The 13,072-nt window shown below is 51.0% G+C and carries 16 protein-coding genes; all 16 read right to left on the reverse strand.

Annotated features, from left to right (window positions below; all coding sequences use genetic code 11):
- Positions 1-17: 17 nt before the first annotated feature.
- Positions 18-905: a polyprenyl synthetase family protein gene (locus LKD71_RS07160; protein ID WP_178044949.1), complete on the reverse strand. Its 888-nt coding sequence runs from the start codon at positions 903-905 to the stop codon at positions 18-20.
- Positions 895-1,107, reverse strand: a complete 213-nt coding sequence (xseB, locus tag LKD71_RS07165) for an exodeoxyribonuclease VII small subunit (protein WP_178044948.1) — start codon at positions 1,105-1,107, stop codon at positions 895-897. Before xseB ends, LKD71_RS07160 begins: the two co-directional genes overlap by 11 nt.
- An 11-nt stretch (positions 1,108-1,118) precedes the next feature.
- Positions 1,119-2,264, reverse strand: coding sequence for an exodeoxyribonuclease VII large subunit (gene xseA / locus LKD71_RS07170; RefSeq protein ID WP_408610984.1), 1,146 nt, complete (start codon positions 2,262-2,264; stop codon positions 1,119-1,121).
- 53 nt (positions 2,265-2,317) lie between these two features.
- Positions 2,318-2,725, reverse strand: coding sequence for a transcription antitermination factor NusB (gene nusB, locus LKD71_RS07175; protein WP_178044946.1), 408 nt, complete (start codon positions 2,723-2,725; stop codon positions 2,318-2,320).
- 89 nt (positions 2,726-2,814) lie between these two features.
- Positions 2,815-3,198, reverse strand: a complete 384-nt coding sequence (locus tag LKD71_RS07180) for an Asp23/Gls24 family envelope stress response protein (protein WP_227614908.1) — start codon at positions 3,196-3,198, stop codon at positions 2,815-2,817.
- Positions 3,199-3,292: 94 nt separating this feature from the next.
- Positions 3,293-4,882: a peptide chain release factor 3 gene (locus tag LKD71_RS07185; RefSeq protein ID WP_227614909.1), complete on the reverse strand. Its 1,590-nt coding sequence runs from the start codon at positions 4,880-4,882 to the stop codon at positions 3,293-3,295.
- Positions 4,883-5,010: 128 nt separating this feature from the next.
- Entirely contained in the window at positions 5,011-5,679 is a 669-nt protein-coding gene (locus LKD71_RS07190) for a SpoIIIAH-like family protein (RefSeq protein WP_178046774.1), read from the reverse strand.
- 13 nt (positions 5,680-5,692) lie between these two features.
- Positions 5,693-6,220: a stage III sporulation protein AG gene (locus tag LKD71_RS07195; protein ID WP_227614910.1), complete on the reverse strand. Its 528-nt coding sequence runs from the start codon at positions 6,218-6,220 to the stop codon at positions 5,693-5,695.
- Between the two features lie 2 nt (positions 6,221-6,222).
- On the reverse strand, positions 6,223-6,726 hold the full coding sequence (locus LKD71_RS07200; protein WP_178046773.1) for a stage III sporulation protein AF: 504 nt from the start codon (positions 6,724-6,726) through the stop codon (positions 6,223-6,225).
- A 12-nt stretch (positions 6,727-6,738) separates the two neighbouring features.
- The gene (locus LKD71_RS07205; RefSeq protein WP_227614911.1) at positions 6,739-7,881 is read right to left on the reverse strand and encodes a stage III sporulation protein AE; all 1,143 of its coding nucleotides are present in this window, start codon (positions 7,879-7,881) and stop codon (positions 6,739-6,741) included.
- A 9-nt stretch (positions 7,882-7,890) separates the two neighbouring features.
- Complete coding sequence (locus LKD71_RS07210; protein ID WP_178046771.1) at positions 7,891-8,271, reverse strand: SpoIIIAC/SpoIIIAD family protein; 381 nt, start codon at positions 8,269-8,271, stop codon at positions 7,891-7,893.
- Positions 8,272-8,283: 12 nt separating this feature from the next.
- Positions 8,284-8,478 (reverse strand): stage III sporulation protein AC, encoded by a 195-nt coding sequence (gene spoIIIAC / locus LKD71_RS07215; RefSeq protein WP_178046770.1) that lies wholly within the window; start codon positions 8,476-8,478, stop codon positions 8,284-8,286.
- 13 nt (positions 8,479-8,491) lie between these two features.
- A complete protein-coding gene (locus LKD71_RS07220; protein WP_227614912.1) occupies positions 8,492-9,007 on the reverse strand; it encodes a stage III sporulation protein AB in 516 nt (171 codons plus the stop codon).
- Positions 9,001-9,942 carry a stage III sporulation protein AA gene (gene spoIIIAA / locus LKD71_RS07225; RefSeq protein WP_227614913.1) on the reverse strand — a complete coding sequence of 314 codons (942 nt, stop codon included), beginning with the start codon at positions 9,940-9,942 and terminating at the stop codon, positions 9,001-9,003. Before spoIIIAA ends, LKD71_RS07220 begins: the two co-directional genes overlap by 7 nt.
- A gap of 1,093 nt (positions 9,943-11,035) precedes the next feature.
- Positions 11,036-11,974 (reverse strand): carbamate kinase, encoded by a 939-nt coding sequence (gene arcC / locus LKD71_RS07230; RefSeq protein ID WP_227614914.1) that lies wholly within the window; start codon positions 11,972-11,974, stop codon positions 11,036-11,038.
- Positions 11,975-12,106: 132 nt separating this feature from the next.
- The gene (gene metA, locus LKD71_RS07235) at positions 12,107-13,039 is read right to left on the reverse strand and encodes a homoserine O-acetyltransferase MetA (protein ID WP_178045006.1); all 933 of its coding nucleotides are present in this window, start codon (positions 13,037-13,039) and stop codon (positions 12,107-12,109) included.
- Positions 13,040-13,072 lie beyond the last annotated feature (33 nt).

A 13,072-nucleotide genomic window follows, 5' to 3' on the forward strand; every position in this document is an offset into this window, starting at 1 on the left:
CTTGTATTTTTTCCGTGTTATTTCTTTCGATCAATGAGGCTTTTCAGAAGCTCCATAAGAAACGGATTTTTCTCTTCCAGCGTGTCAAGCTCCTCGATGGCTTCATCGGACAGCCGTCTCACGTCTTCCCGGGCTTTCTCGATTCCTTCCAGGGTCACATAGGTGGTCTTGCGGTTCTCTTCGTCGCTGCCCACCGGTTTGCCCAGAGTTTCCGTGGTGCTCACAACGTCCAGAATATCGTCCTGAATCTGAAAAGCCAGTCCCACCTTGCCTGCCACCCGCTCAAGGAGGGCGATTTTCTCATCGGAGGCCCCGGCCAGAACAGCTCCGACCATCATGGAAGCCTCGATGAGGGCGCTGGTCTTTAAGCGATAGATGAAATCCAGTCTTTCTCGTTCCAGATTCTTCCCTTCATACTCCACATCCACGCACTGACCGCCCAACATTCCATAAATTCCCGTTTTTGCAGTCAAAATCCGGAAAGCCTTTCCGATGCGCTCATGCCCCGGCTCCAGGGCAAAAGCCCGGGCCGCTGTTTCATAGGCATAGTTTAAAAGAGCGTCGCCGGCCAGAATTGCCATGGCTTCGCCGTAAACCACATGGGTGGTCTTTTTGCCCCGGCGGTACTCATCGTTATCAAGAGCCGGCAGATCGTCGTGAATCAGGGAATGGGTGTGGATCATTTCCATGGCCGCCATAAAGGGGCGGATCACCTCGCCTGTTCCACCGAACATCCGGTAGGTCTCCGCCATCAATAAGGGACGAAGCCGTTTGCCGCCGGCTTTCATGCTGTAATTCATCGCCTCAAGGATCGTCTTCTGAAAACCTTCTTCCTCGGGCAGAAACTCATAGACCGTTTTTTCTGTTTCCTGTACTTTCTGTTTCAGCTCATCCTCAAAATTCATCTGCTTCTCCCTGATCGTTCAGTACCAGCATGGCTTTCTCCACCGTGTCGATCTTTTCTCCGGCAGCCTTCAAAAGCGCCATGCCTTCTTTGTATTTTTCAAAGGAATCCTCCAGGGAAATCTCCCGACTTTCCAGTGCCTCCAGAAGACCTTCCATCTCCCCGAAAATTTCCTCCAGTGTCTGTTCTTTCTGCTCTGCCATTTCTGTTCCCCTTACTCTTTTTCTTCCACACGGGCAGAAAGCCTGCCGTCCGCAAAATAAAGCGTCAGCTTCTCTCCGACCTTCGCCTCTTTTGCTCCGGTGAGGCGCTTCCCGTCCTCCCCGGCCACATAGGCATAGCCCTGATTCAGCTTTTTGAGAGGCGAAGCCCCGTTCAACCGCTCGATATAAAAGGCCAGAGCCTGCCTGTTCTCCCGGATCTTTCCCTCCATCAGCTTTCGGAAAAGCTCGTCCAGATCCGCCAGGCGCTGCCTTTTCTCCAGGAGCTGCTGCCCCGGGCTTAAGCGCTCCAGTTTCCAGGAAAAAGTCTCAAGCTTCTCTCTTTTTTCCCGGACCTTGTCTTCCATCAGACGGTTCAGCCGGTCGTCAAAATCCCGGAGACTCTGAAGGATGCTCCCCAGATCCGCCACCGCCAGCTCTGCTGCCGCTGAAGGTGTCGGAGCCCGAAGATCCGCCACAAAATCCGAGATCGTCGTATCCGTCTCATGGCCCACGGCAGAGATCACCGGCGTCTCACAGGCAAAAATTGCCCGGGCCACTTTTTCCTCATTGAAAGCCCACAGATCCTCCATGGAACCGCCGCCCCGACCCACAATGATAACGTCCACACCGTACTTGTCCAGAACCTCGATTCCTTTTACGATACTGTCCACCGCTCCCTCGCCCTGAACCAGCGCCGGATAGAGAACCAGCTGGATGAAGGGATTCCGCCGCCTCGAGATATTCATGATATCCCGGATGGCCGCTCCCGTTGAGGCCGTCACAATCCCCAGCCTCTTCACAAAAGCCGGAATCGGCTTCTTATATGCGGGGTCAAACATGCCCATCTCGGAGAGTTCTTCCTTCAGCTGCTCGAAGCGCTCATAGAGAAGGCCGGCTCCCTCCCGGATGATCTCCGAGGCATAAAGCTGATAGCGGCCGTCCCGCTCGTAGACGCTGATGCTCCCCAAAACTGTCACAGACTGACCATTTTCCAGTTGAAAAGTCAGGCCCTTTCTGAAACTTAAAAACATCACGCAGGGCATGGTCCCAGTCTCATCCTTCAGCGAAAAATAAATATGGCCGGAGGGATGGTATTTGCAGTTGGAGACCTCTCCCCGGACATAAATCCTTTTCAGAAGGAAATCCTGGGTAAACATGTTTTTGATATAGTTATTTACCTGGCCGACGCTGTAGACGTTCTTCTGCTGTCTCACTGTCTGGCCAGTTTTCCGAGAATACCGTTGATAAAGGAGGCACTTTCGTTCTCGCCGAAGCTCTTGGCAAGCTCCACGGCCTCGTTGATGGCTACGCCGACGGGGATATCATCATCGTAAAGCATCTCGTAGACACCCAGGCGCAGGATGGAAAGATCGGATTTGCCGATTCGCTCCAGCTTCCAGCCCTTTGCTGCTCCTGCAATCTTCTCGTCGATCTCCGGAAGAACCGCGCAGATGTTCTCGTATTTCTCCTCGATATAAGCGTGATCCTTCTCGCTGATCTCCTTCTCCGGGAAATCTTCAAAGTAGGATTTCACCTGCTCCGCCATTTCCTCTTTGCTGTAAAATTCCACCATGAACAGAAGTTTAAAAATTTCTTCTCTCAGTTCTCGTCTCGTCATTCTTTTTTCCTCTCAGATGTTTTTATAGCCGAAAAGGGATGCCCGCCTGGGACATCCCTCCTCATTCAGGGAGCATTCCGCTCTCCCGGTCAATCGTGTTTCTCCATGCATACGCTTGCGATGGTCACATTCACGTCGGAAACGATAAGCCCTGTCATGTTCTCAATGGATGCTTTCACTTTTTCCTGAACCATACGGCTGGTCTTGGGAACGCTGTAACCATAATCGATATTGATCGCTACCTCTACAGCCACTTCTCCATTGTCCACGCTGACCTTGATTCCCTTGGAAAGTTTCTTCATTCCAAGCTTGCTGACCAGCTCGTTCGTAATATTTCCAGCCATGCTGGCAACGCCTTCCACCTCTGTGGCAGCGAGTCCGGCAATGATCGCAACTACCTCATCCGCAATCTGAACCTGTCCGATGGCTTCGTCAGACTGAATCGTATAACTGTTCTGATTTTCCTCTTTCATGCTCCAACCTCCTTACGGTTCCTGTAACGCGAAAATCTTCTTTTCTATTATAACAAACTTTGCCCGTTTTGCAAATAGAAATATGGAAACATTATCAGGAACGGCCAAATTCGGTGAGCTTCAGGCCCGGGTTCCGATCGAGAGTCATGCCCACGCTCCAGGGATTTACCCAGAGAAGCAGCGGTCTGCCCTTGAGATCCGTTACCTTCTTCATATCGGAGGTGCCTACCAGCTTGTCCAGATCGATCTCTTCGTTCTCGATCCAGCGGATGTGCTCGTAAGGCAGGTTCTCCAGGATGATATCTACGTTGTACTCATTTTTCAGGCGGTATTTCAGTACCTCAAACTGCAGGACGCCGACAACGCCCACGATGATCTCCTCCATTCCCGTATGGAACTCCTGGAAGATCTGAATCGCACCCTCCTGGGCAATCTGGTTGATTCCTTTTACAAACTGTTTTCTCTTCATGGTATCCACCTGACGGACACGGGCAAAATGCTCTGGAGCGAAGGTCGGGATACCCTCAAAGGCAAATTTCTTGCCGGGCATACAGATCGTGTCACCGATGGAGAACACGCCGGGATCGAACACGCCGATGATATCGCCGGCGTAAGCCTTGTCCACCACATGACGCTCCTGAGCCATCATCTGCTGAGGCTGGGAAAGACGCATCTTCCGGTCGCCCTGCACATGATAAACCTCCATATTGGCATCGAACTCGCCGGAACAGATCCGCATGAAAGCAATACGGTCGCGGTGAGCCTTGTTCATATTGGCCTGAATCTTGAACACAAAGGCAGAAAAATCTTCTTTGATCGGATCGATGACACCGATATCCGCTTTTCTCGGAAGAGGCGGAGTCGTCATGCTGAGGAAATGCTTCAGGAAAATTTCCACGCCGAAGTTGGTCAGAGCGGAACCGAAGAATACCGGAGTCAATTCTCCCTTGTCTACCAACTCCTGATCGAAATCGGCGCTGGCTCCGTCCAGAAGCTCGATCTCCTCCATGAGCTTATCCTTCTGGCCGTAATCCAGAATCTCGTCCAGTTCCGGGGAATCCAGAGGAATCTCTCTCATCTCACCCTCTTTGGTACCCTTCTCCGTATCGGAGAAAACGGTGATCTCCTTGCTTCCGCGCTCGTAAACACCTTTAAAATGCTTACCGGAACCGATGGGCCAGTTGATGGGGCAGGTGGCGATGCCAAGCTCCTTCTCGATCTCGTCCAGAAGATCGAAGGTATCGTTGGCGTCGCGGTCCAGTTTATTGATAAAGGTAAAAATCGGGATATGGCGCATGACACAGACTTTGAACAGTTTTCTGGTCTGGGCCTCGACACCCTTGGATGCGTCGATAACCATGACCGCAGAGTCTGCAGCCATCAGGGTACGGTAGGTATCCTCAGAGAAGTCCTGATGTCCCGGTGTATCCAGAATGTTGATGCAGTAGCCGTCGTAGTTGAACTGCAGTACGGAAGAGGTGACGGAAATGCCTCGCTCCTTCTCGATCTCCATCCAGTCGGAAACCGCATGCCGGGCTGTGGCTTTTCCTTTTACGGAACCGGCCAGATTGATGGCTCCTCCGTAGAGCAGGAATTTCTCGGTCAGTGTGGTCTTACCGGCATCCGGGTGGGAAATGATGGCAAAGGTACGCCTCTTTAAAATTTCATTTGTTTTATCAGCCAAAGCTTTTTCCTCCAAACAGGCAGCCCAAAAAAGGCTGCCCTGAATCTATCATTGTTTATCTTCTTATTTTTATACCTTCGCTATTTTACCAACGAAAAAGAGCTCTGTCAACGGGATTCTTTCTTTCCTCAGGAGAGTCTCGGGGTGATGATGATATTTTCCCCGGAAATGTTTGTCTTCCGCTTGACGATATCCTCGATCTGGGCCCGTTCCGCCTCGCTGATCTCCGCCTGGTTGATGACCACATCCGCCGTTCCGTCGGAAATGCTCACCACCGCATCCAGAAAGCCTTTGGAATCCAACAGAAGCTCTGCCGAGGCCTCCCGCTCCGCCGCATCCACCATGGCGTTCATGCTGTCCACCGCGTACTGTTTCTGGTCCTCGGAAATGCTGTTGTTGTTGATGACTTCCAGAAGGGTCTCTTTATTTTTGGCCCGAACCTGTTCTCTCGTAAGCTTCGCCTCCGCGGCAAAAGAACTTCCCGCAGTCACGCTGGTAAGTACGGCTTCCCCCGGAGTATCACCTGTTCCGGCGCCATCCCCTGTCTCCGCCTCCACTCCGTCGGAAGCGGCGCTGATTTCTCCTGTCTCTTCCACGCTTACATCTTCGTCAAGGCTTGGAATGTCGATGAGGGAGGTACTCACGGCCCCCTCATCAGCCGCTCCTTCCTGCACTTTTCCCAAGGTGGCCGTCTCCTTTCCAAACTCCATCCCGGAGTAATTGAGATACCCTGCCACGGCGACCATGACGGCCAGGGCGGTAACTACCACTTGATTCTTTTTCAGGCGACGTTTCAAAGACTGCTCCTCCTTAATCCATCTTCATTACTTTGATTTTATGCGCTTCAATACCGAATAATGCCTGGACAGCCTCTGTGATCTCACGGACTGTCACCGGGTCATCACCTCCTTCTGCTACCACCAGAACGCCGGAAACCTCCGGCTCCATGGTCTCGGAAACGTAGGGCTTTTCCTGGCCGGAACCATTCTTTTCATAGACCGTATTTTCCTCCTGGTCCCTGCTCTCGCTGCTGTCTTCGCGGGTGGTGCTGTCCTTCTCCACCAGACGTTTCCCGTCGGATTTCAAAGTCACCAGAACCTTCGTCTTCCCCACGCCGCTCACCCGGCTTAAGACCTTCTCCAGTCTCTCCGCCAGCTCTTCCGCCTGGCTCACGCTTTTCTCGTCTGCCGCCTCGGTCTGAAGAACAGGTGCTCTCTTTTCCTCCCCGGTTGGAAGGGAAATCACCAGCAAAAGGAGACCTGCCAGCAGAAAGACAGCCCACCGGTTCTTTCCGCCGGTCTTCAGCATTTCTTTCCATTTTTCCAGCTGCTCTTTCACCTTTACGCCTCCTTTACCGTGATCCGGATCTCTTCGCCTGCAAGTCCATAAATCCTTGAAAGCTCTTCCTGTATTTTCGCCGTTCCTTCGTCTTTCGATGAGAGGAGCACAAGGTCGATAGCTTCCGGCTCCCCCGTTTCCCCGTAGGAAACGCTTAGGGACAGGACGGAATAGCCAAGATTTTCCGGGACCTCCCGGATCTGCCTCTCGATCTCCCGGCGAAATGTTTCTTCCACCAGGGTGTTTTTCAGCTCCTCCATTCCTTCCATATGCATCCGAAGCTCACTGTATTCATTGCTTAAGGTCTGAAATTTCAAAAACTGCTCCAAAGACTCCGCCTGCCCCAGAAGAGAGGCCGCGGGCCGCAGAAGAAGCAGCACCAGAATGAGATTTCCAAAGAATTTCAGATATTTCCGGTAGCTCTCTTTTGGTGTCAGCTGAAGAAACACCTGAAAAAAGCACAGAAAACAGAGGATACTCCGTATCCAGGCCAGAACTTTGCTCATAAACCGCTCCTTTTACCGGGCAAAGGCCAGCGCCAGAGAAAGAAAAAACAGGATCCCTGTGAAAAGAAAGATCCGCAAAAGCAGTAAAATTCCCCGGCCCAGTCCGTCCACGCATTCCGTCAGCCGTTTGTCCGCCACCGGCTGGGCCACCGCCGCCAGAAGTCGATAGAGGCACCCTCCTGCCAGAAGCTTCACCATCGGCGTCAGACAGAGAATGGCCAGCACCAGAAGGCCGGCCGTTCCCACGCCGTTTCGGATCAGAAGAGCCGCTCCCAGCACCATCTCCGTCACATTGTTGAAAAGACCGCCCACCACAGGAATGCTCCCTCCGGATTTCTGAAGCACCGTACTTTTCAGGGCATCCACTGTCGGAAGGATCAGGCTCTGGAAGGCCTGAAGCCCCACCACGGCACCGGTGAGGGTCTTCAGGGCCCATTCCACGAAGCTTTTTAAGAGTCCTGCCATTTTGGACAGATAATCCTCGTCAAAAATATGATTCAGAAGCGTCAGAAGAAAATAAAACTGTGCCCCCGGGAAGAGGAAATACTTCACCGCCCACTGTAAAAAGGTCAGTGTGCCCAGCATCAGCTCCGAAAAGGCCGCCCCGCCCAGACTTTTTCCTGCCAGAACGGAAGCCAGCAGGCAGGAGGGCAAAAGAAGCTTCATAAAGACAAGAAGCTCGTCCACTGCCGTCTCCGCCACGCGGCTCATCGAATAAAAAGCCTGTACCAGAAAGGAGACCAGAATGAGATAAACGAGGTAAAAGCTCACCGCCGACACCTGACTTTTCTCAAAGATTCCTGCTACCCCTGAAAAAAACGCTGCCCCGGCAAGAAGGAGAAAAATCCCCAAAGCAGTCTTTTTCTGGTCGGCAATCTCCTTAAAAAAAGCGCTGAAAACCAGTTTTCTCATGGTCTCCTGAGACCAGGGCAGTTCCCCGAGGATCAGTTTTTTCACCGTCTCCGAAAAACTCAGGCCCGTCTCCTCCTGGTAGGTTTTCAGTGTTTCGTCCAGCTCGTTCAAGTTTAATTCTGAGAAAAAGGCGTTTTCCATTTCTGAAAGCACGGCCTCACTCTCCGTCTCCCCGGCAAGAACCGGTTTTTTCGGAAAAAAGCAGAAAAGCAGGCAGAAAATGACCCCCAGGATTCTCCTCATAACCCCTCCCTACAACAACATCTGGTCAATGGTTTCCATCAGTGCCGTAAGCACAGGAAAGCTTAAGGTCAGAAGAGAAATCTTCCCGAAAAATTCCACCTGCCCCGCGATGGCGGAATAGCCCGCATCCCGGCATAGATTCGCCGTGAAATCCGCGAGATATGTGACGCCGATCATTTTCAGCAGAATCTTCAAGCAGGCATCGTCCACGGGAACCGCCCCCTGAATCTCCTGCATCAGATCCGAGAGAAAGCTTAACCGGTTCACCGCATAGAAAAAGATCAGCACGCAGGCCGCCATACTGACAAAAACAGAAAAGCCGGGGTTCAGTTCTTTCATCATGAGCCCCAGCAGCACACCGGTCAGACCAAGGACCGCCACTTTTGTCATTCTATCCGCCTCCTACAGGGAAAAAAGCTCTTTTACGCTGACAAACAGTTCGTTGATATAGGGGATCACCCAGAAAAGCACCAGAAGAAGTCCCGCAAGACTTGTGAGAAAGGCTTCCTCCTCTCTCCCGCTGTGTTTCAGGACCTGGGTGAGCACGGACACCAGAATCCCCACCGCCGCAATCTTAAAGAGCAGGTTCACGCTCATGGTCCCACCTCCTCTATATCAGAAAAACCACCAGAAAAAGACCGGCGAGAGCCCCGAGATAACGGTAGACCTTCGCCTTCCCCCGGTAATCCGCCGCCGCTTTTTTGATGAGTTCCTCCAGATTTTCCTCGAATAATTTCAGAGTTTCAAGCTGAACAGAAAGATCTGGATAGCCCAGGTCTTTTCCCAGATCCAGAAGAAAGCTCCGGTCTTCCGGCGTCAGGGAACTTTCCTTCAAAAGCTTCATCTGCCTGGAAAAAGCGGTCTCCGGCAGTTTCCTGCCTTCTCCGGTAAGCTCCTCCGCCACCTTTTGAAAAAAAGTTCCAAAGGGATCTTCCGCCTTTCTGCCGATCTTGCGGAAGGCCTCCGGAAGAGGCGTCTTCGCGCAGCGGATCTCACCGGAGAGCAAAAGCAGAAGTTTTTTCAGCTCCCGTAGAAGTTCCAGCCTCTTTTTTAAGCCTCGACTTTTCCCTATCCCCAGAGAAAAACAGCCGGAAAACAGTAGAAAAAGCCCGGCCGCCTTCAGCATAGGCGGGTCCCCCGCTCGTCGAAAATTCCTTTCAGGCTCCCCACTGCATCCCGGTTACCCAGAAGCACATAGCGCTGGAAAATCTTCTCCGTGAGAAAGCGTTTAAGAAGGGGCTTTTTCTCGATATCCTCGATGGAATTTCCATGGACCGTGGCCAGAATCCGGCAGCCGCAGTTCAAGACCGCCTCGATGGCCCGGATGTCTTCATAGTCGCCGATCTCATCCACGGCGATGACCCTGGGCGACATCGAGCGGATGAGCATCATCATTCCGGCAGCTTTCGGGCAGCAGTCCAGCACATCCGTACGGATTCCCAGATCATTCTGGGGCACACCGAGGTAGGAACCGCCGATCTCCGAGCGCTCATCCACCACCCCCACGGTCTGGCCCTCACACCAGGCGCTTCCATTGGACACCTGGCGGATCAGGTCCCGAAGAAGGGTCGTCTTTCCGCAGCCCGGTGGGGAGATGATCATGCAGTGGCAGAGCTCCCCGTTCTCAAAAACGTAAGGCATGATCTGATCCGCACAGCCTTTCCGCTCATGGGAAAGCCGGACATTCACGAAGGAAATGTAGCGGACGCTCGAAATCCGGTTTCCATCCATAATGATCTTCCCCGCTACGCCGATGCGATGACCACCCCGAACCGTGAGATAGCCCTGTTTGAGCTCTTCCTCATAAGCATACATCGAATAATTGGCGATGTATTCCATGGTCTCCATGAGTTCTTTTTTGTCTACCAGGAAGCCTTCAGACTCCTCCTCGGAAAGTTTCCCGTCTTCTGTCACAAAATATTCTCTGGTCCCGTAGCGGATCAAAAGCGGTTTCTCCGCCCGCAGCCGGATCTCCTGCACTTCTTCATAATACACAGGCAACCGGGCTAATAATTCCCTGATCTTCTCAGAGAACAGGTCCATCAGTTCTTCTCTGTTCATACGCCACCTCCACACCCTTATAGGTATATATGAGGCTGTCCGCTTTTTCATTCCGGATTTTATTTGTTTAGAATAAAAAATCCCGGAATAGAAAAGCAGGCAGAAGGGAGTTGGGAAATTTCTGCTGTTTCCGGGACCAGGAGTAGAGAAATTATATTTACAGACAAAACGAAGGGGATATGATTTCTTATTCAGATCATATCCCCTTCTAATGAAACGTTTCCATTGGACTATACCTCAATTTCTTACTTGTTCTTTTGTCCTGTCATCCATCTGAACTGGTTTTAAAAATTCAGGGATGAAAAATTAGTTCTTCGGTGGTCCGTACCTTCCTTTCCTTCGTATTCCTGTATCGAGCTATTCGCTTTCCTTTTCACTGGAGGTTGAATAGTGGATTAGGTTCGTTTTTGAGTTTGACTCTTTCGATCATTTTTTAGAGTTTTTTGTTTGTTTTTCTTTTTATCTGTTGTTGATGTTATTATAATCCATGGTCGATCTTTTGTCAAGAGATTCTTGAAAGAAAAATTGATTTTTTTATAATTTTATTTTTGAATTGTTGAATTGTATGAATATTTTTATGGTTCTGCTTTGTGGAAAGCGTAAGGAAAACCTACGAGGGGGGGCCAGTTCCGAATCAGAGAGCCCGCCGTCCTCCTCGTAAACTCCCCCTTCTGGGCCAGCTTAGAAAATATGGGGCTTACGTCAGACTACTATTGAGTGAAATGGAATAGCAGAATGAACGGGCGTCAGACTGGGAGGTGGTGAAATAAAATATGGGTTGACCCTAAAAGAAAAAAGTCAAATGCAGTCATGACTACAAAACCTAAAAATCTCAAATCAGTCAACCAGATAAGATTTCAAACTTTGTATAATCAAAAAAGGCCCACGTCACACACTCTCAGTCTGACGTAAGCCTCTCATTTTCTCAATATATTACACAATATCCCATCATTTCACGCAGTCCCAGTATGACGTAAGCCCCATATTTTCTAAGCGGGCCCATAGGGGAGCTCGAGGGGAGGGCGGGCTCGCGACTCCGAGCCGTCCCCTCGAATCCTCTTTTCCTACCGCTTTTCAAAAGCGAACCGGCTCATCATTCCGTAATGATCGTTCCAGTTTTGCCGGCAAGCGCATCCATCGCATGCGCCAAATCCGTAATCACGGCTTTGCGCCCGCTTCCTTTCTTCTCTTCGATGAAGTCCACAGCAGCCTGCACTTTCGGCAGTTTAGACGCCTTCGGGAACTCATTATCCGCGATCATCTTTTTCACTTCATCTACGGTAACTTCATGAAGTGCCACTGCCTTCTCGGTCTCATAATTCAACCACAGATTCTCATCTTTCGTGAGGATCAGTAGAATATCCGCGTCCACCATCTCGGCGAGGCGTCCGCTGGCATAATCTTTCTCAATAATGGCGCTGGCGCCTTTGAGCTCCATGCCCTGTTTCAGGACAGGGATTCCGCCGCCGCCTGCTGCGATGACCACCTGGTCTGCATCCAGAAGAGCACGGATTGCCTGGATCTCAACGATCTCCTTAGGTTTCGGAGCTGCCACAATACGACGGAAGCCTTTACCCGGCTCCTCGATGCAGTAGTTTCCTTTCTTCTCCTCCGCATCTGCTTCCTCAGCAGTCATATAACGGCCAATGACTTTGATCGGATGATAGAAAGCCTCGTCATAGGGATCTACCGTCACCTGGGTCAGAACGGTGCATGCACCTTTATAGATGCCTCTTTTCAGAAGAGCAGTCTGCAGCGCATTCTGAAGGTCATATCCGATATAGCCCTGGCTCATCGCAGAGCAGACGGACATGGGCGCCTCTGTATAGTCCGGATGTTTCTTGCCAAACTCGTTCATAGCTGTGTGGATCATACCTACCTGCGGCGCGTTGCTGTGGCATACGGCCAGCTGATAGCCTTCCTCCACGATATCTGCCAGAACTTCTGCGGAACGTTTTACCGCACTCTTCTGCTCCGGCAGGGTGGTACCCAGTGCTTTGTGGCCCAAAGCCACCACAATTCTTTTCTTCATACAAAATCCCTCACAATCTGTCGTATTCTGTATCCAAATCCCCTCGGAATCTTCATCCCGAAAGATATTTTGGGGCAATATAACTTATTTCTAAGTATACCCGATGTAACAACCGCCTGCAAGAAAAATTTTCTATTTTCCCTGAAAATCGGGCGTCCCTTCCAGATCATAGGGCGTTACCTGATATACATAGTAGTTCAGCCAGTTGGTATAAAGATTGTTTGCATGGGAGCGCCACATGAGAAGCGGCCGGTTATTAGGGTCGTCATTCTCATAATAATTCTTCGGAATCTCGATGGGAAGACCTTTATTCTTGTCTCTCCAGTACTCCGTATCCAGCGTTACCCGGTCGTATTCCGGATGCCCCATGACAAAGATCTGGCGGCCATCCAATGTCATACAGAGGAAAACTCCTGCCTCGTCGGATTCTGCCAGAACCATGAGTTTGTCACAGTTATGAATATCCTCGGCAGCCACCTCCGTATGGCGGGAATGAGGCGCCAGGAAAAGATCGTCAAACCCTCTGACCAACGGAATCTTCCGATTGGACACGCGATGCCAGAAAAGGCCGAACATTTTTTCCTTCAACATCCGCTTTTTCAGTCCAAAATGATGGTAAAGCCCGGCCTGGGCTCCCCAGCAGAGATGCAGTGTGGAGGTCACATGTTTTTTGCTCCAGTCCATGACCTCCACCAGCTCCTCCCAGTAATCCACTTCCTCAAACTCCATCTGCTCCACCGGCGCTCCGGTGATGATAAGCCCATCATAGTAATGGCTCTTAATCTCGTCAAAGGTCACATAAAATTTGTTCAGATGGCTGGTCGAAGTATTCTTCGCCTCGTGGCTGCTGACCCGGACAAAGGTCACATCCACCTGCAGCGGAGTATTGGAAAGGGAACGGAGAAGCTGAAGCTCCGTATCCTCTTTTAAAGGCATCAGATTCAGAATCGCAATCTGAATCGGACGGATATCCTGATGGCTCGCCCTGCCCTCTTCCATAACGAAAATATTCTCCCGCTCCAGGATCTCTTTTGCGGGCAGATCGCTCTGTGTTCTAATAGGCATATTTTTTCACCTGCTCATTTTCTAATCAGTATT

Source organism: Fusicatenibacter faecihominis, assembly GCF_020686945.1.
Taxonomy (GTDB): Bacteria; Bacillota; Clostridia; order Lachnospirales; family Lachnospiraceae; genus Limivivens; species Limivivens faecihominis.